Source organism: Aurantiacibacter sp. KMU-128, assembly GCF_056933515.1.
Map to the genome: position 1 here is coordinate 2,068,199 of NZ_JBXORT010000001.1, position 22,414 is coordinate 2,090,612.

At 62.8% G+C, this 22,414-nt stretch carries 22 protein-coding genes and 2 tRNA genes; 10 read left to right on the forward strand and 14 right to left on the reverse strand.

Annotation, left to right across the window (positions count from 1 at the left end):
- The first annotated feature begins 24 nt into the window (after window positions 1-24).
- A tRNA-Thr gene (locus ACS0VV_RS10160) sits at window positions 25-100 on the forward strand.
- A 219-nt stretch (window positions 101-319) separates the two neighbouring features.
- Here the strand turns inward: ACS0VV_RS10160 and ACS0VV_RS10165 are convergent.
- A complete protein-coding gene (locus tag ACS0VV_RS10165) occupies window positions 320-1,624 on the reverse strand; it encodes a UDP-glucose dehydrogenase family protein (RefSeq protein WP_483532592.1) in 1,305 nt (434 codons plus the stop codon).
- 81 nt (window positions 1,625-1,705) lie between these two features.
- Window positions 1,706-2,170 (reverse strand): preQ(1) synthase, encoded by a 465-nt coding sequence (queF, locus tag ACS0VV_RS10170; protein ID WP_483532593.1) that lies wholly within the window; start codon window positions 2,168-2,170, stop codon window positions 1,706-1,708.
- A 79-nt stretch (window positions 2,171-2,249) separates the two neighbouring features.
- Here queF and ACS0VV_RS10175 point away from each other — a divergent pair, with 79 nt between their 5' ends.
- The 9 genes from ACS0VV_RS10175 (at window position 2,250) to ACS0VV_RS10215 (ending at window position 10,048) form a co-directional block, all read left to right on the forward strand.
- Window positions 2,250-2,807, forward strand: coding sequence for a hypothetical protein (locus ACS0VV_RS10175; RefSeq protein WP_483532594.1), 558 nt, complete (start codon window positions 2,250-2,252; stop codon window positions 2,805-2,807).
- Between the two features lie 11 nt (window positions 2,808-2,818).
- Entirely contained in the window at window positions 2,819-3,661 is an 843-nt protein-coding gene (locus tag ACS0VV_RS10180; protein ID WP_483532595.1) for a sulfurtransferase, read from the forward strand.
- Window positions 3,613-4,872 carry a cystathionine beta-lyase gene (gene metC / locus ACS0VV_RS10185; protein ID WP_483532596.1) on the forward strand — a complete coding sequence of 420 codons (1,260 nt, stop codon included), beginning with the start codon at window positions 3,613-3,615 and terminating at the stop codon, window positions 4,870-4,872. The genes ACS0VV_RS10180 and metC overlap by 49 nt, the downstream gene beginning before the upstream one ends.
- Before the next feature lie 65 nt (window positions 4,873-4,937).
- Complete coding sequence (locus tag ACS0VV_RS10190; RefSeq protein WP_483532597.1) at window positions 4,938-6,023, forward strand: mechanosensitive ion channel family protein; 1,086 nt, start codon at window positions 4,938-4,940, stop codon at window positions 6,021-6,023.
- A gap of 69 nt (window positions 6,024-6,092) precedes the next feature.
- Window positions 6,093-6,848: a uroporphyrinogen-III C-methyltransferase gene (cobA, locus tag ACS0VV_RS10195; RefSeq protein ID WP_483532598.1), complete on the forward strand. Its 756-nt coding sequence runs from the start codon at window positions 6,093-6,095 to the stop codon at window positions 6,846-6,848.
- Window positions 6,845-7,141 (forward strand): DUF2849 domain-containing protein, encoded by a 297-nt coding sequence (locus tag ACS0VV_RS10200; RefSeq protein ID WP_483532599.1) that lies wholly within the window; start codon window positions 6,845-6,847, stop codon window positions 7,139-7,141. The genes cobA and ACS0VV_RS10200 overlap by 4 nt, the downstream gene beginning before the upstream one ends.
- Window position 7,142: 1 nt before the next feature.
- The gene (locus ACS0VV_RS10205) at window positions 7,143-8,822 is read left to right on the forward strand and encodes a nitrite/sulfite reductase (protein WP_483532600.1); all 1,680 of its coding nucleotides are present in this window, start codon (window positions 7,143-7,145) and stop codon (window positions 8,820-8,822) included.
- Entirely contained in the window at window positions 8,815-9,270 is a 456-nt protein-coding gene (locus tag ACS0VV_RS10210; protein WP_483532601.1) for a DUF934 domain-containing protein, read from the forward strand. Before ACS0VV_RS10205 ends, ACS0VV_RS10210 begins: the two co-directional genes overlap by 8 nt.
- On the forward strand, window positions 9,263-10,048 hold the full coding sequence (locus ACS0VV_RS10215) for a phosphoadenylyl-sulfate reductase (protein ID WP_483532602.1): 786 nt from the start codon (window positions 9,263-9,265) through the stop codon (window positions 10,046-10,048). Before ACS0VV_RS10210 ends, ACS0VV_RS10215 begins: the two co-directional genes overlap by 8 nt.
- 4 nt (window positions 10,049-10,052) lie before the next feature.
- Here ACS0VV_RS10215 and ACS0VV_RS10220 read toward each other — a convergent pair whose 3' ends face one another.
- The 12 genes from ACS0VV_RS10220 to ftsZ all read right to left on the reverse strand — a co-directional run bounded on the left by ACS0VV_RS10220 (window position 10,053) and on the right by ftsZ (window position 22,319).
- Window positions 10,053-11,255, reverse strand: a complete 1,203-nt coding sequence (locus ACS0VV_RS10220) for a cupin domain-containing protein (protein WP_483532603.1) — start codon at window positions 11,253-11,255, stop codon at window positions 10,053-10,055.
- 85 nt (window positions 11,256-11,340) lie between these two features.
- Complete coding sequence (locus tag ACS0VV_RS10225; RefSeq protein WP_483532604.1) at window positions 11,341-11,694, reverse strand: hypothetical protein; 354 nt, start codon at window positions 11,692-11,694, stop codon at window positions 11,341-11,343.
- Window positions 11,695-11,873: 179 nt separating this feature from the next.
- The gene (locus tag ACS0VV_RS10230; protein WP_483532605.1) at window positions 11,874-12,782 is read right to left on the reverse strand and encodes an NAD-dependent epimerase/dehydratase family protein; all 909 of its coding nucleotides are present in this window, start codon (window positions 12,780-12,782) and stop codon (window positions 11,874-11,876) included.
- Complete coding sequence (gene proB / locus ACS0VV_RS10235; RefSeq protein WP_483532606.1) at window positions 12,779-13,912, reverse strand: glutamate 5-kinase; 1,134 nt, start codon at window positions 13,910-13,912, stop codon at window positions 12,779-12,781. Before proB ends, ACS0VV_RS10230 begins: the two co-directional genes overlap by 4 nt.
- An 80-nt stretch (window positions 13,913-13,992) precedes the next feature.
- Window positions 13,993-15,060, reverse strand: coding sequence for an Obg family GTPase CgtA (cgtA, locus tag ACS0VV_RS10240; protein ID WP_483533526.1), 1,068 nt, complete (start codon window positions 15,058-15,060; stop codon window positions 13,993-13,995).
- 176 nt (window positions 15,061-15,236) lie between these two features.
- Window positions 15,237-15,312: transfer RNA gene (locus ACS0VV_RS10245), tRNA-Ala, on the reverse strand.
- A 104-nt stretch (window positions 15,313-15,416) separates the two neighbouring features.
- Window positions 15,417-16,367 carry a hypothetical protein gene (locus ACS0VV_RS10250; RefSeq protein ID WP_483532607.1) on the reverse strand — a complete coding sequence of 317 codons (951 nt, stop codon included), beginning with the start codon at window positions 16,365-16,367 and terminating at the stop codon, window positions 15,417-15,419.
- A 163-nt stretch (window positions 16,368-16,530) separates the two neighbouring features.
- Window positions 16,531-17,304, reverse strand: a complete 774-nt coding sequence (locus tag ACS0VV_RS10255) for a Bax inhibitor-1/YccA family protein (RefSeq protein WP_483532608.1) — start codon at window positions 17,302-17,304, stop codon at window positions 16,531-16,533.
- Window positions 17,305-17,433: 129 nt separating this feature from the next.
- The gene (proC, locus tag ACS0VV_RS10260) at window positions 17,434-18,237 is read right to left on the reverse strand and encodes a pyrroline-5-carboxylate reductase (protein ID WP_483532609.1); all 804 of its coding nucleotides are present in this window, start codon (window positions 18,235-18,237) and stop codon (window positions 17,434-17,436) included.
- Between the two features lie 48 nt (window positions 18,238-18,285).
- Window positions 18,286-18,792: a type III secretion system chaperone family protein gene (locus ACS0VV_RS10265; protein ID WP_483532610.1), complete on the reverse strand. Its 507-nt coding sequence runs from the start codon at window positions 18,790-18,792 to the stop codon at window positions 18,286-18,288.
- A gap of 161 nt (window positions 18,793-18,953) precedes the next feature.
- Window positions 18,954-20,603, reverse strand: coding sequence for a tetratricopeptide repeat protein (locus ACS0VV_RS10270; protein WP_483532611.1), 1,650 nt, complete (start codon window positions 20,601-20,603; stop codon window positions 18,954-18,956).
- 75 nt (window positions 20,604-20,678) lie between these two features.
- Window positions 20,679-22,319, reverse strand: coding sequence for a cell division protein FtsZ (gene ftsZ, locus ACS0VV_RS10275; RefSeq protein ID WP_483532612.1), 1,641 nt, complete (start codon window positions 22,317-22,319; stop codon window positions 20,679-20,681).
- Between the last annotated feature and the right edge of the window lie 95 nt (window positions 22,320-22,414).

Sequence of the window (22,414 nt, forward strand, 5' to 3'; positions counted from 1 at the left end):
AAGGCGCGGGCCCGATCTGGTTCCGCCGGTTTAGCTCAGTTGGTAGAGCAGTTGATTTGTAATCATCAGGCCAGGGGTTCGAATCCTCTAACCGGCACCAGTTTTGGCCAGAGAAAACCGTCCGGGGGACGGTTTTCCGTCAAAACTCCCGAGCGCAAGCGAAGGGTCTCTTGTCGAAATCGCGCATCCGCGCCTTCGTCCTCGCGGCTACTCCCTCCGCCGGGACTGCGTTCCGGCTGCGCGGCATCTGCGGGTCGCGCCGTGCGCTCGGGCGCTGGTGCGCGTGCTCAGATTAGATGGCGTAGCCTGTTTAGACTAGTCAACGCCCCACCGCGACATAGGTGAAGCCGTGCTCTTCCACGTCCTTGCGGCTGTAGAGATTGCGCAGATCGACCAGTAGCGGCGTTTTTAGGAGGCCCTTCACGCGTTCCAGATCGAGCGCGCGGAAGGTGTCCCATTCGGTCACGATCACCGCTGCATCCGCGCCTTCCAGCGCCTCATAGGGGCCATCGCAATAGTGCACGTTGTCGAGGACCTTGGCCGCCTGCTCCATGCCCTCGGGATCGTGCGCCTTCACGGTAATCCCTGCGTCCTGCAAGGCCTGCACCACGCTGATCGCGGGGCTATCGCGCATATCGTCGGTATTGGCTTTGAACGTCAGGCCGAGCACAGCGACGGTCTTGCCGTGCAATTCGCCGCCGCCCATCGCGTTGATGACCTTACGGCCCATGCTGCGCTTGCGGGTATCGTTGCTCGCCACCACGCTTTCGACAATCCGCAACGGCGCTTCATAGTCCTGCCCCGTCTTGATGAGCGCGAGCGTATCCTTGGGGAAGCACGATCCGCCATAGCCGGGGCCGGGCATCAGGAAGCGGTTGCCGATGCGGGTATCGAGCCCGATACCCTTCGCCACATCGCGCACATCCGCGCCGACTTTCTCGCACAGATCGGCGATTTCGTTGATGAAGCCGATCTTGGTCGCAAGGAAGGCGTTGGCGGCGTATTTGGTCAGCTCGGCGCCGCGACGGCTCATCGTCACCAGCGGGGATTCGTTGCGGGTGAGCGGGCGGTAGATTTCGCGCAAAACCCGCTCGGCGTGTTCGTCATTGACGCCGATCACCACGCGGTCGGGACGCTTGAAATCGTCGATTGCCGCGCCTTCGCGCAGAAATTCGGGATTGCTCGCGACGGAGAATTCCAGCTCGGGCGCGGTTTCGCGGATAATCCGCTCGACCTCGTCACCGGTGCCGACGGGCACGGTCGATTTGTCGACCACCACCACGCCAGCTGGCAGCAGCGGTGCCATTTCCTTGGCCGCAGCGTAGACATAGGACAGGTCGGCATGGCCATCGCCGCGCCGCGAGGGTGTGCCGACCGCGATGAACACCGCATCGGCGCCGGGAAGCGCTTCAGCCAGATCGAGCGTGAAAGACAGGCGGCCCGCCGCCACATTCTTCGCTACCAGCTCGTCAAGGCCCGGCTCGAAAATCGGAATTTCGCCATTCAGCAGCGCGTCGATTTTCGACTGGTCTTTGTCGACGCAAACCACATTGTGCCCGAAATCGGCAAAACAGGCGCCGGAAACAAGGCCAACATAGCCGGTGCCGATCATTACGATGCGCATAGAAAATCCGTCCTAGCGTGAAAGGTCAGGGGAGCGCCCTACCCCACAGGGCGTTAACAAGACAAGAGTCGCCGCTTTTGCTCAGCCGCGCCCGCGATAGGGAGCCACGCCCTGATCGGGCAGCCACAGGCCCTCAGGTGGCGCGCCGCTCTGCCAGAACACGTCGATCGGGATGCCACCGCGCGGATACCAATAGCCGCCAATGCGCAGCCATTTTGGCTGCATTTCGTTGAACAGCCGCTGGCCGATCCCCACGGTCACATCCTCGTGAAAGCCGTTGTGATTGCGGAAGGAGCCAAGGAAGAGCTTGAGGCTCTTGCTCTCCACAATCGTGTCACCCGGAGCATAATCGATCACCAGATGTGCAAAATCAGGTGCGCCCGTCACGGGGCAGAGCGAGGTAAATTCGGGCGCCGCGAAGCGCACCAGATAGAGCTCTCCGGCGCGCGGATTGGGCACGTAATCGAGCACCGCCTCTTCCGGCGAAGCGGGAAGCGGGGTCTGCTGGCCGAGAAATTGCGGCTGGCCTTTGCTGTCGTCAGTCATGCGCAAAGCCTTTGCCGTGAGAGGCGCTGCGACACAAGCGGGCTTTATACCGCTGTCGCCTCGCACTATGCTCGCCCGCATGAGCGAAGACAGCGCCAGCACCGGTGATGCCATTGTCCGCAGCACGCTGGACATTGTGCTCGAACCGCTGCGGCTTTCGATTGGCCCAGGCAATGCACGGATGAACTGGCGGCTGACGCTCACCAATACGGGTGAGGCGCATATTGTCGGCCTGCGCACTTGGAGCGATCTGGTGACCACGCGAACCGCTTCGCCCGACAGGGAGGATTTGTCCGGCCCCGACACAATGCAGGCTCGGCTGCACCAGATCCGGATGCTGGCGCCGGGCGAAGCGGCGTCGCTTTCGGGTGAATGGCAACTGCCGCGCGAAAAATTCGTGCCGTTTCTGGGACTTGCGCACAAAGTCCTGCCGCTTGTCCGTATCCGAATGGTCGGCGCGGGGATTTTGCCGGTGAAGCGGGCCTATCTTGTAGGCAGACGCCCGACACAGGACGACACGATGCCCGAAGCATTGGCTTGCGACGGAGCCTTGCAGGTCCATTCCAGCCTCGTCGCCGCGCTAGTGGGCAAGCGCAAGAGCCGCGCCGCCATTGCCAGCGGGAGCGACGCGGCCTAGTCCGGCAAGCCATGGATATTCTCGTTACGACTGAGTGGCTGGCAAAGAGGCTGGGCGATCCTGACTTGGCGATCCTCGATGCCTCCGCACATCTCCCCGATGCGGGCCGCGATGCTGCGGCAGAGTTCGCGCATGGCCACATACCCGGCGCGCGCTTTCTCGATCTCAAAGGCCTGTTCGATCCCGATAGTCCTGTGCCTTCCGCCATTCCCACCCGCGCGCAAGTCGAAGCGCGGCTTGGCGCGCTGGGTGTGCAAGCGGGTGCAACGATTGTTGTCTATGACAATTCCGCCTTGCGCTCTGCCGCGCGAGCATGGTTCGTTCTGCGGCTCTATGGCATTGCGCCGCTCTACGTGCTCGATGGCGGAATGCAGAAATGGCAGGCCGAGGCGCACCCAGTCGAGAGCGGCGAAGGATTCGCCGAACCTGCCCCCTTCGCCAGCAGCGGCGGGACGGGAGAGGTACGGTTCAAGGCAGATATGCTCGCCAATATCGACAGCCGCGCCGAGCAGGTCGTCGATGCGCGCGGTGCAGCGCGGTTTCGCGGAGAGGAAGGCGATTTCCGCCCCGGTGTTGCCGCTGGCCACATTCCCGGATCGCGTAACTTGGCCTTTGGCGAAGTGTTGAACACGGACGGCACATTCAAGGATGCGGAGGGTATTCGCGCCGCATTTGCCGGTGCAGGAATCGACCTTGATGCCCCCATCACCGCCACTTGCGGCAGCGGCATCACCGCCTCGGTATTGCTGCTGGCGCTCGCTCTGATCGGCAAGGACGGCGCGCTGTATGACGGCAGCTGGAGCGAATGGGGCGGAGACCCATCGCTACCGGTGGCAACAGGAGACGCGGATTGAGCGACGACACGCACAAGCCTGCCACTCGGCTGGTCGAGGTCGGGCGGCGCAAGCAATGGACACGCGTCGAGGGACAACCCGGCGGTGTCGTCAATCCGCCGGTGTGGCGCAGCAGCACGCATCTTTACGACAGCACGGCCGATCTGGCGCAGGGGCGCCCGAATGCCGATGGGCACTTCTATTACGGTAGACGCGGCGGGCCGACGCAGTGGGCGCTGGCCGAGGCGCTGACCGCGCTCGAACCGGGAGCGGACGGCACCGAGCTCTTCCCCAGCGGCGTCGCGGCGATCAGTTGCACGCTGATGGCGTTGCTGCGTCCGGGCGATGAATTGCTGTTCGCCGACAACGCGTATGAACCCACACGCACGGCCGCTTTGGGCCTGCTCAAACGCTTCGACATTGCCGCGCGCGCCTTCGACCCGCTTGATGTGGATGGTTTCGCCCAAGCCATCGGCCCTGCCACCAAGGTCGTGATGCTGGAAAACCCCGGCAGCCTAACGATGGAAGTGTGCGACATCCCCGCGCTCACCGCGATCGCGCGGGAGAAGGGCGTGCTCTCGGTGATCGACAACACCTGGGCCTCACCGCTGGGATTTCCCGCGCTGGAGCGGGGCTGCGATGTGACGGTGATGAGTCTCACCAAACACGTTGGCGGGCATTCCGACCTGATGATGGGCAGCGCCTCTGCCAAGCGACCGCTTATCGAGCGCATCCGCAACCACGCGCAATTCCTGGGCCAAGTCGTCTCGCCCGACGATGCCGCGCTGGCCCTGCGCGGTCTGCGGACAATGGGGGTGCGACTTGAGCAAGCGACGAAAAGCGCACTTGCGGTGGCCGAGTGGCTGCAAAGCCGTTCTGAAGTCGCCAGCGTCCTTTGCCCGATGCTCCCCGGCGCGCCGGGCTATGACATCTGGCAGCGCGATTTCTCCGGCGGCTGCGGGCTGTTCAGCTTCACTTTGCGCGATGCCGACGTGAAGGCGCGCGCCAGTTTCCTCGATAGTCTGGAACTCTTCGGCATCGGTTTTAGTTGGGGAGGGTATGAAAGCCTTGCGATCCCGGTCGATCCCGCCCGGGTGCGCGATTTCAACGCTTGGCCGAGTGACGCCGACGCCGGAAGCGGCCTTGGAGTGCGGCTGAGCATCGGGCTGGAAGACCCCGGCGATCTGATCCGCGATCTCGAACACGCCTTTTTTGCGATGGAAACCCAATGACAGCAATAACACCTGCCTCTCCAGACATAGAAAGCTCAACGTCCGGTAGCAGCGAAGCCGTCCCCATGACGGACCCAGAGACCGGCGAAACCATCATCGATCCGGATACTGGCGAGCCATTGCTGGCCATTCCGCAAACCCGAGTAGAGGCGTCGCCGGAAGTTTCCGAACCCGTTGAGGCAATCACCACGGCAAGCGATCTTGGGGAAGCGGTTAGCGGCAGGAGCGAGACGGTTGGCGGCATGGTCTCATCGATGCAAGACATGGCCATCGAAGTCGGTTCTATGCGCATATCGTTATGGGATGCATTTGTGGTGATAGCCGTCATCGCGGTCATCATCACCGCCGCGTGGCTCATCACCGGCGTTATGCGCAGCGGTGTGCGCCGGATAACAAAATTCGACGAGTCCCAGCGCGTGCTGCTGGAGAAAATTGCCACCATCGTCATTTGGGTCGCCGCATTTCTGATCGGCATCGACATTCTCGGCATCGATTTAACCGCGCTCGCGGTCTTTTCGGGCGCGTTCGGCCTCGCCATCGGTTTCGGCCTGCAAAAGACCTTCGGCAATCTCATCGCGGGTATCATCCTGCTGATGGACAAGTCGATCAAGCCGGGAGACGTGATCGCGATTGCCGATCAAGCGGGCAATGAAACCTTCGGGCAAATCCGCAAGATCGGCATCCGCGCGGTCTCCATCACGACGCGGGATGAGCGCGAATATCTGATTCCGAACGAAAACCTGATGGTCAATCAGGTGGAAAACTGGTCCTATTCCAGCCGCAAGGTGCGCATGCAAGTCAATGTCGGCATCTCTTATGGCTGCGACCAGAAGCTGGCACAGAAGCTGATGCTGGAAGCCGCGGCGAGCTGCAAACGCGTGCTCGAAAGCCCGAAGCCGACCGTGTGGATGGCCGAATATGGCGACAACAGCGTCAATTACACCATCCATTGCTGGATCGAAGACCCGGAAATGGGCGTGGGCAATGTCCGTTCCGAAGTGCTGAACCGGCTGTGGGATCTGTTTCAGGAGAACGGCATTGAAATCCCGTTCCCGCAGCGCGACCTTAATCTGCGCGACAATGCGCAGTTCCAGCAGTTGGTGGCGGCGATTTCGCAGCGGGTGGACGCCAAGCGCGAACCGGGCGGCTAAAGCTCACCTTCGCACTGCACAATGCATTCTCGTTGGCGCTGAGCGCATCGCGCGTTCATTTGGGGCGCCATGCAAAGTGGCACCATATATCTCGTTGGCGCGGGGCCGGGCGATCCTGACCTGCTGACCCTGCGCGCCGCGCGGCTGATCGAGCGCGCGGAAATTATCGTGCATGACGGACTGGTCGATCCCGCCATTCTGGCGCTCGCCCGTCCCGATGCGGAGCTGGTTTCCGTCGCCAAACAACGCGCGCGGCATACTCTGCCGCAAGACCAGATCAACGCCCTGCTGGTGCGCGAGGCGCTGAAAGGCCGCGATGTCGTGCGCCTGAAAGGCGGCGACCCGTTCATTTTCGGGCGCGGCGGGGAGGAAATGGAAGACGCCCATGCCGCTGGAGTACGGGTGGAAATCGTCCCCGGCATTACCTCCGCCAATGGCGCGGCAGCAGCATCGGGCATCTCGCTCACCCACCGCGACAGCGCGAGCATTGTCAGCTTTGTCGCCGGCCAGTGTAAAGGCCTGTCCGAACAGGACTGGTCGGGCCTTGCGGGCGTGGGCCGCACGCTGGTGATCTATATGGGCGTCAAAACCGCCCCGCAAATCGCCGAGAAGCTGATGGCCGACGGGCTTGCACCCGATATGCCGCTGGCGGTGATCGAGAACGCCTGCCGCCCCGAAATGCGTGTGCTGCGCGGCCCGCTGGCGGCATTGTCCGATCTCGTCGAAGCCGAGCGGGTGAAGAGCCCTGCTCTCATCGTGATCGGCGAAGTGACGGCGCGCGCTGATGCCACCGTGGCAGCAACAGTTTCGGAGTATGCGCTGTGAAAATCCTCACCGGAAACGATCTCAAGACCGGCGCGGTGGTGTGGTGGAACGGCCAGGGCTGGTCGCTCCATATCGCCGACGCCGCCGATGCGGGCGAGCACGCCGCCGATATCCTCGCCGTGGAGGAAGCCGCGCGGCGCGTCAACGCCTCCTACGCCATCGACGCCGAGCTGACCGACGACGGCCCGCGCCCCGCACATATCAAAGACCGCGTCCGCGCCCTCGGCCCGACCGTGCGGCCCGACCTTGGATACAAAGCCGCCGAAGAGCGCGGCTGGGACTGGGTGATCTAGAATGTACCAATACGACCAATACGATCAGGCCATGGTCGATGCCCGTGTGGACGAGTTCCGCGACCAGGCGCGTCGCCGCCTTGAAGGCAAGCTGACCGAAGACCAGTTCAAGCCGCTGCGGCTGATGAACGGCCTCTATCTGCAACTCCACGCCTATATGCTGCGCGTCGCCATCCCTTATGGCACGCTGTCGAGCCGCCAGATGCACGCGCTCGCCGACATCGCGGACAAATACGACAAGGGTTACGGCCATTTCACCACGCGGCAGAACATCCAGTACAACTGGATCAAACTGGAGGATGCGGGCGACATTCTGGCCGATCTCGCCAAAGTCGAAATGCACGCGATCCAGACGAGCGGGAATTGCATCCGCAATATCTCCTCCGATCACTTCGCGGGCGCTGCGGCGGATGAATTAGTCGATCCAAGGCCTTACGCCGAATTGCTCAGGCAATGGTCGAGCTTCCATCCCGAATTCAGCTACCTGCCGCGCAAGTTCAAAATCGCGGTGATCGCGTCGGAGAAAGACCGCGCGGCGATGCGGCTGCACGATATCGGCATCAATATCGTCGAGCAGGACGGCGAGTTGGGCGCGGCCTTCTATGTCGGTGGCGGGATGGGGCGCACCCCGATGATCGCCCCGATGATCCGCGACTTCGTCCCGCTCGACCAGCTGGTGACCTATGCCGAGGCCGCCTTGCGCGTCTACAACCGCTACGGCCGCCGCGACAACAAGTACAAGGCGCGCATCAAGATCCTCGTCCACGAACTGGGTGCGGAGGAATATGCGCGGCAGGTCGAAGAAGAGTTTGCGCATTTGCTGGATCAGGGCATCGAACCGCCACTGGCGGAGCTTGAGCGGATAAAGGGGTATTTCGAGCTTCCCCCTTCCCTTCGTCATCGCCGCACAGGCGTGGATCCAGCTGCCTTTGCGCAGCGGATCGAACAAAAGCTGGATTCCCGCCTGCGCGGGGATGACGGCTTTGCAAAGTGGGCGAGAAGGAACCTTCACCCGCATCACCAGCCCGATTACGTCTCCGCCGTCATCAGCCTCAAACCCGTCGGCGGCATTCCCGGCGATGCGACGGCAGAGCAAATGCACCTGATGGCAGACCTCGCCAAGGAATACAGTTTCGACGAATGCCGCGTAATGCACACGCAGAACATCGTGCTGCCCCATGTCGAAATCTCGCGGCTGCCCGATCTTTACGCGCAACTGGAAGCAGCGGGGCTCGGCACGCCCAATCTTGACCAGGTGGACGATATTATCGCCTGCCCCGGCCTCGATTATTGCAGCCTCGCCAATGCCCGCTCGATCCCGATCGCGCAGAGCATTTCGAAGCGCTTTGCCGAAAGCGGCAAGGGCGATGCGCTGGGCGAGCTGAAGCTCAAAATCTCCGGCTGCATCAATGCCTGTGGGCACCACCATGCGGGCCATATCGGCATTCTCGGCGTCGACAAGAAAGGCGTCGAGAATTACCAGCTGCTGCTCGGCGGGAGCGAGGCGGAGGACGTTTCGCTCGCCAAGATCACCGGGCCCGGCTTTGACGAGGCGGGGATTGTTGATGCGGTAGAGAAAGTCGCCGACACCTATCTCGCGCAGCGGCAAGAAGGAGAGCGTTTCCTCGACACCTACCGCCGCCTCGGCATGAGCACGTTCAAGGAGGCGCTTTATGGTTGATCCCGTTCTCGGCACCGGCCCAGATGCCGTGCAGCTGCGCTTCCGTGACGATCCGGTGGCCGATGGCGCACAGGTGACGGTCGACTCGTTCCTCGAACAGGATGACGCCACCGCTGTACGGATCGAGCCGGGCGATGATGCCCGCGAATTGCTGCCGCATCTCGCGCGCCTGCAACTGGTCGAGGTAAACTTCCCCGTGTTTGGCGACGGGCGCGGTTATTCCGCTGCCCGCTTGCTGCGCGAACACGGCTACACCGGCGAAATCCGCGCGGTTGGCGATGTCGGGGTGGACCAGATCGCTGCAATGCGCCGCTGCGGGTTTGACGCTTTCGCACCCGACCGACCTCTCGACGAAGCCGATGTCGAAGCGGCACTTGCGCGTTTTCCGAACGTCTATCAGCCAACCACCGACGGAGCCGTGCCGATCTGGAAGCTGCGTCATGGGTGAGGCCGCGCGCCGTGTGGATGTGATCGACACCGCTCCTGCCTTTACGCAGGCGGATGCGGACGCGCTCAATGCGCGCTTCGATGGGGTCGACACGCTTACCATGCTGCGCGAGGTTTTCGCCGACGGAACGCTAGGCCGCGTGGCCGTCGTTTCCAGTTTCGGCACGGAAAGCGCGGTGCTGCTCGATCTGGTGGCGCGTGCGGACCGGAGCATTCCGGTGATCTTCGTCGATACGCTGAAGATGTTCCCCGAGACGCTCACCTACCGCGAGACGCTGGTGGCGCATCTGGGCATTGAGAATTCGCTCACGGTCACGCCTGAAGCAGCAGTTTTACAAGCGAAGGACGAAACGGGCCTCAGATGGTCATACGATCCCGATGGCTGCTGCGCGATCCGCAAGGTCGAACCGATGGCGCGCGCCAAGGCAGGCCTCGACACATGGATTTCGGGCCGCAAAGCATTCCAGTCGCACACGCGGCAGAACATCGCGCGTTTCGAGGTCGAGGAAGGCCGGTTGAAGCTCAACCCGCTCGGCGACTGGGTTAAAGCCGATTTGGAAGCCTATTTCGAAGAGCACAACCTGCCGCGCCACCCGCTGGAAGCGCAAGGTTTCCTCTCGGTCGGCTGCGCGCCCTGCACATCCCCCGTCGCGCCGGGCGAGGACCCGCGCGCGGGCCGCTGGCGCGGCTGGGACAAGACCGAATGCGGCATTCACGGGGCCAAAGGCGCCGATGGTGAAAACAGCGCGCTACCGCCGGGTTACGAACCCTTTTTGTGATTGCCTAGCTGGCGCGCAGCAGTAGGCCGTAGGCGACCAGCGTATCGATCACATCGTTCAGCTCTTCGGCATCGCTGACACTAAAATCGCTTTTGCGCATCGATCCTGCGGCGATTTTCTCGCGCAACTGATCCGCAAGTTCGTCGCTCATCGGGATGCTTGCGCCCGATAAAACGATCTGCTGCTCGACCCCGCCATCTTCGGTCGGTGCCGCTTCGAAGCTAAACAGGATGTGCTCGCGGATGGTGAGCAGATCGTCCGGCCCGATGCCGTTGGCGAGCGATAGCAGCGCGCCGCGGAGACGTGGCCCCTGCCCGCGCACGAAATTGCCCGAAAACGCGGCCAAGGTCGCATCGAAGCTCGCCTTCTCCGCCAGTTCGTTCACCAGGTGGCGGAAGGTCTGCGCGTGGCGCTCGGTCACTTCGCCACCTTCGAAGAACAGGTCACGCGGCAGCGAGTGGCGCATTTCGGGAATCCGCAGGCTCGCCTCGGCCACGGCTTCCAGCATGAACTCTGCCCAGGTCTGCACCAGAATGCCGACGGTGATGTGCAGGCTCGGTTCATCGCCATGGTTGGGCGCACGGTGCGCGGTGCCGCGCGGCACGTAGAGACACTCGCCGGGGTTGAGGACGAATTTCTCCTTCAACTCGCCGGTATCGTGCACGCCTTTGCGAAAGCCCTCGCCCTTGAACGGCAGACCGTCGCGGTCGCCGTAGATTTCCCATTCCTTCGCGCCGGAAATCTGGATCACGAACACATCGTGATCGTCATAATGCACGCCGAAACCGTGGGCGCTGGGTGGAGTCAGGTAAATATTGGTCTGGATGCGCGCGCCGAATTGCCGCTCCAACGCGAGGCAGAACTGGTAGAGCTTGCCGTCGGCCAGATGCAGCTGTGGCAAGACAATGGTGGCACCGTCGCGGAAATTGTCGAGCACCGACCCGCGATCGACCACGCCATTGGCAAAGGTATATTCGCTTTCGGGCAGGCCTTCGCCCGATTTCGCCATGCTGATCGATGTCGGCGGCAACTCGCTATCGGACAGAATCTCGTCAATGCGGTCAAGGCTCAACAACGCCGCTGCGGCCTCGGATCTCTGCGGTTTGCGATAATATTTCCGCTCGTAATACTGGGCGAAGAATTCTTCTGCCGAAAGCGGTGCAATCATCATCGCCAGCGCATCCTGCGCCGAAGTATCGAGGCTCATTTTTCCATTCCGGTTTCAGGTGCCAGAAACGCAACGGGGGCCAGCAATGCCAGCCCCCGATTTGGTCTTCAGCGTATCTGCGAGATTATGCGCAGGAGCCGCGACCACGGCCACGACCGGCACGGTCGCTATCGTCGCTGTCGGTCACGCCGGTGCGGCCATAACCGACGCCGTCGCTCGGATCGCTGTCGCTGGTGCCATTGGTAGCCCCGCGACCGCGACCGCCGCAATCGCTGTTCGCGCCGCTATCCGAATCGGAGATGCCCGAAGAGCCACGGCCATAGCCAGCGCGGTCATTGGCGTCCGAATCGGTAATTCCCGTACGGCCATATCCGGCGCGGTCATTCGGATCGCTGTCCGTGCGGCCGGTGCGTGCCTGCTGCGCAATTGCCGGAACGGCGATAACGGTTGCCGCCGCTGCGCCTGTGATCAGGCCCACGAACGAACGACGCGAAACAGGCTTTGCCCTTTTTGCCATTGGTTTTCCCCCAACTCATGCCTTCGGCGTCCCTGCCGAAGGTTTCCAGAGCGCCGATGTCCCTATCCGCGCTTCGATAGCGGGATAGTAGAATTGCAACGGCAAATGGCAAGCCCTCCAACCAAAAATGTCAGCAATTGTCATAACCACGCATTGTCGCGATACCATTGCGCGGTCTGGTGAAGCCCGCGTCGCGTTTCGACCATTGGCCGCCAGATGGCGCGCGGCACCGCCTTTGCGGGATCGGACACCCAGTCGGGATGTGCCATGTAGCGGGCGCGGTCGGGCGTCAGCTTGGCCTTGGCCCCGCGCAGCGCACGATCAAGTTTGGCCGCGCCAATCAGTACGGCTTCGGGCATCGCCGGTGCCCAGACCCGTTTGCCCATCGCTTGCCCGATGGCGTGCGCGAAATCCTTATGCGACCAGCCAGCTGGCGTGCCGTCATCGGGCTCCAGAATGCGCTCCCGTGCGGCATCTCCAGCATTTACGAGCGCAAGCAGCAGCCGGGCCAAATCGTCGACATGGATGAAAGACGCGCGCCCCGCGGGTGGCATCGGCATCACCCGCAGTCGCGCGGCGCGGAACAGTTCGAAGATTTCGGTGTCGCGCGGGCCATAAACGCCGGGCGGGCGTACGATCGTCCATTCGAGACCGGAGACTTGCACCACTTCCTCGGCCAGCCGCTTGGAATGGCCATACATCGACAGTCCTGGCTCACGCGCGGCGAGCGAGGAGACGTGGATGAAACGGGACACCCCCGCATCACGCGCGGCGGCAACAACATTCTGCGTACCCTCGACATTGCCCGCGCGAAAGCCCGCTTCGTCGGGCGCGTTCACGACCCCGGCAATATGCACCACCGCCGCGCATCCCTGCACCAGCTGGGCAAGCGCGGCGGTGTCAGAGAGATCGCCACGGACCCAGCGTACACGATCGCGCGGCGCCTGTTCGCGCCGGGTCAGCGCGTTGACCGGAAGACTTTGCACACCCGCCAGATCAAGCACGGCCTGACCGACAAAGCCGGTGCCACCGGTAATGGCGATGGTCACATCAGCACCAGATGATCACGGTGGATGACCGCCGAGCGCGGGCTATGACCGAGAATCTCCGCGAGCGCGTCGCTCTGCTGTCCCTTGATCGCCTCGACATCCTCGATGTCGTATTCGACCAACCCCTTCGCGATTTCGCGTCCGGTCAGATCGAGCACCTGGATGATGTCACCGCGCTCGAAATCTCCCGAAACGCCCGTGATCCCCGCAGCCAGCACGCTTTTGCCGCGCCGCAACGCCTCAACGCAACCGTCATCCACGCTGATCGCGCCGCTAAAACGCATTCGCCCGCCGATCCACGCGCGTCGCCCGCTTTCCTCACGCTGCGGCACAAACAGCGTACCCGCCTGCGAGGCCATCGCCCGCGCCAGCGGCATCTCGTGTCGTCCGTCAATGATGGCCAGCGCAATGCCCGCCCGCTCGGCAATTTCGGCAGCGAGCAGCTTGGCGGTCATTCCGCCCGATCCAAGGCCGGAACCCGATCCGCTATCGGCCATGGCATGGATTTCCGGCGTTACCCCGCGCACTTCAGCCAGCCGTGTCGCGTCGGGCTCGCTAGGATGCTTGTCATATAAGCCGTCAACATCGGTGAGCAGGAAAATGCCGTCGGCATCGCAAGCCTGCGCGACCCGCGCGGCGAGCCGGTCATTGTCGCCGAAGCGGATTTCCCCGGTAGCAATCGTATCGTTCTCGTTCACCACCGGCACCACACCGCTTTGCAGCAAGCGACGCATGGTGCTGGAAATATTGAGATAGCGCCGGCGGCTTTCGAAATCGTCGAGAGTCAGCAGCATCTGCGCGGCGATCAGATTGCGCTCGGCCAGCAGGCTTGACCAGACCGAAGCAAGTTCGATCTGGCCGACCGAAGCAGAAGCCTGCGCTTCTGCCAGCGTCTTCCTGCCCCCGCCTTCGAATTGCAGCCGCTTGGCACCGATGGCAATCGAACCGGAGCTGACGACCACCACGTCCATCCCCAATTCGCGCGCGGTCCAGATATCGTGGACGACCGTGCGCAGCCATTCCATTTCCACCCGCCCGGACGCGTCCACCAACAACGCGCTGCCGATCTTGATGACCAGCGTTTTGCAGATCGTGGGGTCACGAAAGTCGAGAAGCGTCTGGATAGGCATGGGGAAAAGACTAGGCCAAGCTCCAGCTGCGGGCCAGAAGGATTTTCTGTCTGTGCATGGCGCTCAGCTTGCCGGTGCGATCAGATGGGGGACCACGGCTTGTCTTCGGCAGGCTGGCCGCCATCTTCCTCGGGCAGCGTATCGGGCTGTTCGGTCATGGTTTTCTCCGGCAGATAGCCGAGTACGGCATCCAGCAGCTGACTGATGCCCGCGCCGGTTGCACCCGAGATCACGAACACATCATCCGCGCCCGCCTTTTTCAGCTCCTCGCCAAAGGCTTCGCCCAGCTCGGCATCGGCCAGATCGAGCTTGTTGAGCGCCACCAGCCGTGCTTTGTCTTCCAGACCCGCGCCATAGGCTTCGAGTTCGCTATCAATGATCCGCATCGCTTCCACCGGGTCTTCACCGGCGATGTCGATCAGGTGGATCAGCACGCGGCAACGTTCGATATGGCCGAGGAAGCGGTCGCCGATGCCAGCGCCTTCCGCCGCGCCTTCGATCAGGCCGGGAATATCCGCCAGCACAAATTCGCGGCCCTTGTGGTTCACCACACCCAGCTTGGGCACCAGCGTGGTGAAGGCGTAATCGCCAACCTTCGCACCCGCATTGCTCACCGCGTTGATGAAAGTTGATTTGCCCGCATTGGGCAGACCGACAAGCCCCACATCGGCGAGCAGTTTCAGCCGCAGCCACACCCACATTTCCTCGCCAGGCATCCCCGGCTGGTGCTGGCGCGGCGCGCGGTTGGTGGATGTTTTGTAGGAAGCATTGCCGCGCCCGCCCATGCCGCCTTCGAGCAGCACGATCTCCTGCCCTTCATGGGTGAAATCGGCGAGCACTTCTTCCTTGTCTTCGGACAGGACCTGCGTTCCTACGGGCACTTCGATCACCAGATCGTCCGCGCCTGCGCCATATCGGTCCTTGCCCATGCCGTGGCCGCCGCGCGACGCCTTGAAATGCTGGGTGTAGCGGAAATCGATCAGAGTATTGAGGCCGGGCACCGCGCGCATGATGATATCGCCACCCTTGCCGCCATTGCCACCATCGGGGCCGCCATATTCGATATACTTCTCCCGCCGGAAGCTGACCGCTCCCGGGCCGCCGGGGCCGGACTTCAGGAAGATCTTGGCTTGGTCGAGGAAGTGGATCGGAAATCTCCAGAGGTAAGGCAAGGCGGATGGAGCCTAAAGCGCTTCTAGTATCGGTATCGGGTCGCGTCCAGCGGCCCGCAAGGGCGTCCGCCCGCCCGCAGCAGGCGCAGCTTGCGCGCGCCTCTGGCGAGGACAAGAGCGCTGATGCGCTCTCGCGAAGCAAGAAACCTAACTGGTGGAGCCGAGGGGGATCGAACCCCTGACCTCGTCATTGCGAACGACGCGCTCTCCCATCTGAGCTACGGCCCCGTTCCAGTTTATCCGCTTTGCACAACGCTGCGCGAAGGCGCGGCTCTTAGCCCGTTGCAGCGACGCCGAAAAGAGGGAAATTCGCCCCAGGGAAGGCGTCGGCGTTACCCTTCGTCACTGCCCGATGCGGTTGGCGGCACAACGATGTCCTCCCCCGGAATCGGTTGCACCACGGGACGCGACACGTTGCCTTCGTCCACCGGGATGATCGGTATGGTCGCCCCGCTCTCGTCGCCGGGAACGGATACCAGGCTATCCGCAGTGAAGCCCTGCGCGGTCACGCCTGCGTTCTGTTGCTGCAAACCGCTGCCATACAGGGCAACCCAGCCGGGCTGCGACGGGCCATATTCCGCGCCATATCGCGCATCCCACGCGGCGGATTGCTGCTCGTATTCCTCATATGCGGAAAAGAATGCTTCAAACGCCATTTCATAGCGTTGCAACCCCGTCATCGCGAACATGGAGAAGCTTTCCGGCGGAGCGGCAAGGTAATCGTTCGCCACTGCCAGCGCGGTGGCGCAGAAATTGGCGCGAACAGCGGGTGCGGCAAAGTAGTTATAGACCCCTGTCATGCGCGCTTCACGGTCGCGGATCGCCTGCCGCCGATCACCGCCGGCAGCCTGGCGGTAACGGGTATCGAGCCGGGTGTTAACGCTGGTCAGCGCGCTCGCATGCGTGCGCAGCATGGCGCCATAAGCATCAAGAATCGGCTGGTGCTCTGCCCGCGTGCAATTGAGCGCCGCCACATTCCAGCCGGAACGGAAGTGCCAGATCGTTTCGTCCTCGCTCAGGCCGACATTCACGGTCTGCCGCACGCCCATCGCGTCCTTGCGCGGAATTTCCATTGTGTAAGGTGCCTGTGATGGCGGGATCGGGCGATAGGGAATGGTTTCAACCACCACCGGCGGAGGGGGAGGCGGCGGCGGAGGAGGCGGCGGAGGTGGAGGCGTCGTCGCGCAGGCGGCGAGCAGTGCGGCACCGCCCGCTGCGAAAGCCGCCTTGGCCGCCAACCGGCGGATGGTCAAAGGGGGACGGGATGCAGAGCCCTTCGTCATGTTACGCGCAAATCCTCTCATGCGGGCATTATGCCCGTGCTGTGCCTGAAGCGTAGCTGACTATCGCGCGCGCGCCACAAAGAAAATGCCCGGAGTGCAGATTTGCACCCCGGGCACGTTCAAGCGAATCTGGCTTGCGGTGAATAGCCGCGAGCAGCGCGTCCTATTCGCGCGCAGCGCCCATGAAGCGCAGCAGGAAGAGGAACATATTGATGAAATCGAGATAGAGGTTGAGCGCCCCCATGATCACCATCTTGCCCAGCGGATAGGCTGCCGCCACCGAAGGGTTGGTCATCTTCAACTGCTGGATCGTCAGATACTCGGTCTTCAAACGCTGCGTATCGTAGGCGGTGAGGCCTGCGAAAATCAGCACGCCGATGAAGCTGATCGCCAGATCAAGCGTGCTCGAACCGAGGAAAATGTTGATGACGCTGGCAATGATCAGGCCGATCACACCCATGATCAGGAAGCTGCCCCAGCCGGACAGATCTTTCTGCGTGGTATAGCCGAACAGGCTCAGACCGGCGAAGGCACCGGCCGTGGCGAAGAACGTCGCCGCGATCGATGAGCCGGTATAGACGAGGAAAATCGTCGAGAGCGAGAGGCCCATCAGGACGGCAAAGCCCCAGAACATCGCCTGCAACGTTCCGGTCGAAAAACGGTCACGACCAAAGCTCATCGCGAAAACGATGGCGAGCGGCGACAATGCCACCAGCCACATCAGCGGACCACTGGCGAACTGGATCGCCAGCCCGCTCTGCGCGGTCAGCATCGCCACAATGCCGGTCAGCAGCACTGCCGACGCCATGTAGTTATAGATCGAGAGCATATGCTTGCGCAGGCCGGCATCGAAGGTCGTGCGGCCAGTGACATCGCCCGTTTGGCTCGGAGACACTCCGAAACCCTGCCGGGTCTGGTTGTCATTCCAATTTGCCATGTTTCAAAACTCCTTGTGCCCGGCCACCCCATAGTGGGCCGGATCACCGATGATATTGGCATATTGGACACGATTTTCAAGGGAAACCGGACGCGTGTTACACAGTATCCTGTTAACCAAAAGAACGGATCAATCGCGCGCTTCCCGCGCCATTTCCACGCTGCGATCACGCGCAGCGCGCAAGGTTTTGGTCACCAATTGCGTCATCGCCTCGGCATCATCGAGCACATCCAGACCGGCCCGAGTCACTCCGCCGGGGCTGGCGACCATATCCGCCAGCCTGCCGGGCGAATGTTCGGACTGCGCCGCCAGCGCGGTCGCGCCTTCGGTCATTGCAATCGCGAGCTCGCGCGCCTGATCCTCGGGCAAGCCCAACCGCACCGCTGCCGCACCCAGAGCATCGATAAAGCGATAGACAAAGGCAGGGCCACTCCCGGCCAAGGCTGTCACCAGATCAAAGCGATCCTCGCCCACCCATGCGGGCGTGCCGAGATGCTGCATGAAGGCAAACAGCGCTTCGCGCGCCTCGTCGTCCAGACCCTCCTCCGCCAGCGCCACGGGCGATTTGCCCAGCGCGCAAGCAAGATTGGGCATCACCCGCACCACTGCACCCGCAGCGGGGAAGTGGCGGCGCAGTACATCCAGCTCCACCCCTGCCAGAACGGAGAGGACAACCGTGCCCTCGCCCGCAACACCTTGCAGGGTCGGCGCAATTCGAGAAAGCATTGGCGGCTTGAAACCCAGCAGCACGGCGTCGAAATGCCGGTCCTCCGGCACTTGGCGCAGCAATTCGACATCGCCGGGCACCGTTGGGCGTGACGGTGTTACCACGGTAAAGCTTTCGCGCGGAACGCCGCCCGCGAGCCAGCCTTCGAGCATGGCGCCGGCCATATTGCCGCAGCCGACTAACAGGATTTTCGCGGTGTCTGCCATATGCGCTCCCAATGTGCGACCGCAGACATAATCGTGCGGAAGAAAGTCTCAAGCCTCTCCCATCGCATCGACCATGGCCGCGTCCAGCGCGGCGCGCGGTGACTTGTCGCCCCACAGCACGAACTGGAAAGCCGGATAGAAGCGGTCGCTTTCCGCAATCGCCGATTCGATGGCCATTTGCGCCATGTCGATGCTCAGCATTCCGTCATCGCCCAGCATCAGGCCGTGGCGATAGAGCAGCATCCCGCCTTGCGACCAGATGTCGAAGTGTCCGAGCCAAAGCTGTTCATTGATGAGCCCGAGCAATTCGAACGCGGTTGCCCGCTTTTCATCGCTGACGCGAATCTCCGGTAGGCAAAGCAATTGCAGCACGCGGTCTTCCCGCCGCCAGATCGCACGGAGCTGGTAAGTCGTCCAACTGCCGGGAATCTGAGCGGAAACTTCCTCTTCAATGGTCTGTTCATAGGCCCAGCCATTCGCTTCGAACACGGCACAAAGCATTTCGACAGGCGCCGCATCATCGGCTTCCTCGATCCGTGCGCGGGCAGTATTCATCGGGCGGTTCGGCGCTGGAAAATCATGCCATCCTTAATGCCTTGGCAAGCATAATTCGCGCAATCGGGGGGTCCGTAAACGGCTGGGCAAAACCCAACTGGCCTGTTTACAAGATGTGCACAACCTCCGCCCGTCTCCGGCAAAGACGGTGTCTGCTGGGCCTAGTCGATGGCCCGTACTTCCTCGCCTTCGGCGCTGGTGAAGCGGAAGGAATCGACGCCCGCCGCCGCGAGTTCGCTGACAAACTGGTTGGCGGCCTGCCGCGATTCGAACGGCCCGGTGAGCAAGCGGTTCGTGGCATTCCACGGCGCGCTATACGCCTCACGCCCGTCGAGCAGACCATTGGCACTGCGCACTATGCGCCGCCAGTCGAACCGGAAGGCGGCCGTGTCCTGCCCGGTTGCCACCTGCACCCAATGACGGCTGGGATGCGCGGGCGGAGCAGGCTCCGGCGCAGGCTGCGGCGGCGGGGCCGGGCGCGCAGGCTCGATCGTGGTGATGTCCACCGCACCAGCCGCAGGGACGACCGGAAGGCCGCCGGGGGGCAGGCGGAAATCGGCGAAGGCCTCGGCCAGTTCCAACTGTTCGCCGGTGCGTTCTTCGGGTTCGGCAAATGCGACCGGCTCGGTGATGGTGAAAGACGGGCGCGGAAGCTCGCTGGGAGGCATCTGCGCGGGCGGTGCTGGAGGAGTGGCCGCGCTGGCGGCATCGGCCATCGCTTCGATCTCCCGCGTAGCTGCGACAACCGGTGAAGCTTCGCGCGGCGGCGGAGCGGGAATTTCGACTGCGGGCGTCTGCGCCGCAGCAAGCGCGGGAAGCTCACCCGATGGTTCGCGCAGTGGTGACGGTTGTGGCGGCTGCGGCGGCTGCATTTCAGCGAAGGCTTCAACCGCAGGCTCTCCAGCTGGCAGTGCCGGAGCAACGGCCGTTTCGGCAATGGCGGGGCCAAGCGGCTCGCCCGATGGCGTGAGGCGGTCATTCGCGGAAAGCTCCGCAGCAGAAGTATCGGGAGCGTCCGCCATTGCGAGCACCTCTACGCTGTCCTGACCGATCTGTGCCACCGCAGGAAAGCGGCCTTGATTGGCAGCGGCGGCCTGTTGTGCAGGGGTAAGGCGCGGCATATATTGCAGATAGGGTGCAAGTCGCTGCGACAAGCGCGGCGGCAGCATCGTTTCGGCAATCGTCAGCGCTTCCTCGTCGCGCCCGAGAATGGCGAGCGCAAAAGCACGGGTACGGAAAGCCCGCCTGTCCTGCCGCTGCAGCAGCGGCAACAGCGTGGTTTCCGATGCCTCCGCGTCGCCCGAAATCGCGTAGGACAGCGCGAGGCGGCGGATGACCTCGTCATCCTCCTCGCGCGAGAGAGCCTGCCGGTAAAGCCGCTGTGCGCGACTGTTGTTGCCCACCAGATCATACGCCAGCCCGCGCTCCGCCGCATAGGGTGCGAGATAGCCGCCTTGCAGATTCGCGTTGTCGAACAGCTGGATGGCCGTCACCGCCTCGCCGCGTTGCACGGCGATCAGCGCAAGGCCGGTAAGCACGCGCGGGTCGTCGGGCCGTTCCTGCTGCGCGCGGTTGAAGAAGCTGAGCGCCGCGTTGGGATCGCCGAGTTGCAAGGAGGCATTGCCCGCCGCGATCAACGCCGGGACGTTGCGCGGATTGCTCGATAGGCGGGCAAGTGCGTCGGACAGCTCGCCCTCGGCCGGATCGGGCAGGGCCTGCACCACTTCCTGCGCGCGGACGTCGCCAGAGGTCACGGTGATGGCGGGCATGATCGCCGCAGCAAACGCGATGGTGGGAATAGAAAACCGCATAAGGATGGGCCTATACCGGCACCGTCCGACACGGGCGAGACAGTTTGTGTCCGCCCGTGTCAATAATTGGACAGGTTACTGGTTGTTCTGCCTTCCAAGAAAGCGCGGAATCCGTACCGAGCCCCCGTCACCATCCTCGTCGTCGTCATCATCGTCGCCAGCTTTGCCTTGGCGGGAGAGATTGGCCATGCGTTCGAACAAGGTGCTGCCGCCACCCGATGCCGGAGCACTGGCAGCGGCGCCCGCAGAGCCCGCGCCGGACGCGCTGCCTTCAGCGGCCTCACCATCGCCCGCTTCCTGCGCTGCAGCCGCAGCGCCAAGCATCCGGGCACGGCGGCCACCGGCAGGTTGCACCGGTTCGTCGGCATCGGCGAGGCGTGATGCATCAAGCAGCAGTTCGTCTTCGCCGCCGTCATCCCCATGGTCCGCAGCCGCGGGCTCCTCTGCGGGTTCAGAGGTCGATGCATAGGGTTCGGGGGCAACCGCCTCCTCTCCGAGATCGAGCGCGTCCTCGTCAAAATCTTCGTCCGCAGAACCATAGCCGTCTGCATCATGGGAAGCGTAGTGCTCGTCTGCCGCCGGTTCGGGAAGCGGCTCTTCCTCGGCTGCGATGTCTACCGCGCCAAGATCGAGAGGATCATCCTCTTCATCGAGAATGTCGGGCTCGGCCGGGATCGGGATGGACGGACGCGAAGGCCCTCGCGATGCCGACAGGTCAACCGCACGGGCGGGTTCCGCCATCTGCTCGCCCGAAGACTCGATGCCGGTGGCGACCACGCTGACGCGGATCTTGCCGTCGAGTTCGGGATTGAAGGCGCTACCCCAGATAATGTTCGCCTCGGTGTCGACCATTTCGCGAATGTGGTTCGCGGCCTCGTCCACTTCGAGCAGCTTCATGTCCTCGCCGCCGATGATTGAGATGATGACGCCCTTCGCGCCATGCATCGACACACCGTCGAGCAGCGGGTTGGCGATGGCACGTTCGGCCGCTTCCAGAGCGCGGTTCTCGCCCTCGCCCTCGCCCGTGCCCATCATCGCCTTGCCCATTTCGCCCATCACCGAACGCACGTCGGCAAAGTCGAGATTGATGAGGCCCGGCATAACCATCAGATCGGTGATCGAGCGGACACCCTGTTGCAGCACTTCGTCAGCCAGCAAGAAGGCTTCCTTGAAGGTCGTTTCCGCTTTGGCGACAAGGAACAGGTTCTGGTTGGGAATGACGATCAGCGTGTCGACATTCTTTTGGAGTTCATCAATCCCTGCCTCCGCGCTGCGCATCCGGCGCGTGCCTTCGAACAGGAACGGCTTGGTCACCACGCCAACGGTCAGAATACCTTTATCGCGCGCGATCTTGGCAATGACCGGAGCCGCGCCCGTACCCGTACCGCCGCCCATGCCGGCGGCGATGAAGCACATATTCACGCCTTCCAGCGCGCGCTCGATCTCCTCCACCGTTTCTTCGGCAGCCGCGCGGCCGACTTCCGGACGCGAACCTGCGCCCAGACCCTGCGTGATATCGGGCCCCAGCTGGATGCGGTGCTCCGCCGCAGAGGTGTTCAATGCCTGCGCATCGGTATTGGCGACAATGAAATCTACGCCTTCGATTTCGGCATCGATCATGTTGGCGATGGCGTTTCCGCCCGCGCCGCCCACGCCGATAACCGTGATGCGGGGACGCAGTTCCTCCACCGAAGGCGGGCCGATATTGATGCTCATTGGTCAGTTCCCCCAGGGAGACGCGCGAAGTGCGGAGACAAAATTGTGATTACCATATGTTTTGCCATAAAGTTTCCCGCTGCGTGAACGCATTT

What these genes read in the sequence shown, in the direction of transcription:
- ACS0VV_RS10165 (WP_483532592.1), bottom strand. Translation starts at nt 1,624, where the DNA reads ATGCGCATCGTAATGATCGGCACCGGCTATGTTGGCCTTGTTTCCGGC.
- queF (WP_483532593.1), bottom strand. Translation starts at nt 2,170, where the DNA reads ATGACTGACGACAGCAAAGGCCAGCCGCAATTTCTCGGCCAGCAGACC.
- ACS0VV_RS10175 (WP_483532594.1), top strand. Translation starts at nt 2,250, where the DNA reads ATGAGCGAAGACAGCGCCAGCACCGGTGATGCCATTGTCCGCAGCACG.
- ACS0VV_RS10180 (WP_483532595.1), top strand. Translation starts at nt 2,819, where the DNA reads ATGGATATTCTCGTTACGACTGAGTGGCTGGCAAAGAGGCTGGGCGAT.
- metC (WP_483532596.1), top strand. Translation starts at nt 3,613, where the DNA reads ATGGGGCGGAGACCCATCGCTACCGGTGGCAACAGGAGACGCGGATTG.
- ACS0VV_RS10190 (WP_483532597.1), top strand. Translation starts at nt 4,938, where the DNA reads ATGACGGACCCAGAGACCGGCGAAACCATCATCGATCCGGATACTGGC.
- cobA (WP_483532598.1), top strand. Translation starts at nt 6,093, where the DNA reads ATGCAAAGTGGCACCATATATCTCGTTGGCGCGGGGCCGGGCGATCCT.
- ACS0VV_RS10205 (WP_483532600.1), top strand. Translation starts at nt 7,143, where the DNA reads ATGTACCAATACGACCAATACGATCAGGCCATGGTCGATGCCCGTGTG.
- ACS0VV_RS10210 (WP_483532601.1), top strand. Translation starts at nt 8,815, where the DNA reads ATGGTTGATCCCGTTCTCGGCACCGGCCCAGATGCCGTGCAGCTGCGC.
- ACS0VV_RS10215 (WP_483532602.1), top strand. Translation starts at nt 9,263, where the DNA reads ATGGGTGAGGCCGCGCGCCGTGTGGATGTGATCGACACCGCTCCTGCC.
- ACS0VV_RS10220 (WP_483532603.1), bottom strand. Translation starts at nt 11,255, where the DNA reads ATGAGCCTCGATACTTCGGCGCAGGATGCGCTGGCGATGATGATTGCA.
- proB (WP_483532606.1), bottom strand. Translation starts at nt 13,912, where the DNA reads ATGCCTATCCAGACGCTTCTCGACTTTCGTGACCCCACGATCTGCAAA.
- ACS0VV_RS10250 (WP_483532607.1), bottom strand. Translation starts at nt 16,367, where the DNA reads ATGACGAAGGGCTCTGCATCCCGTCCCCCTTTGACCATCCGCCGGTTG.
- ACS0VV_RS10255 (WP_483532608.1), bottom strand. Translation starts at nt 17,304, where the DNA reads ATGGCAAATTGGAATGACAACCAGACCCGGCAGGGTTTCGGAGTGTCT.
- proC (WP_483532609.1), bottom strand. Translation starts at nt 18,237, where the DNA reads ATGGCAGACACCGCGAAAATCCTGTTAGTCGGCTGCGGCAATATGGCC.
- ACS0VV_RS10265 (WP_483532610.1), bottom strand. Translation starts at nt 18,792, where the DNA reads ATGAATACTGCCCGCGCACGGATCGAGGAAGCCGATGATGCGGCGCCT.
- ACS0VV_RS10270 (WP_483532611.1), bottom strand. Translation starts at nt 20,603, where the DNA reads ATGCGGTTTTCTATTCCCACCATCGCGTTTGCTGCGGCGATCATGCCC.
- ftsZ (WP_483532612.1), bottom strand. Translation starts at nt 22,319, where the DNA reads ATGAGCATCAATATCGGCCCGCCTTCGGTGGAGGAACTGCGTCCCCGC.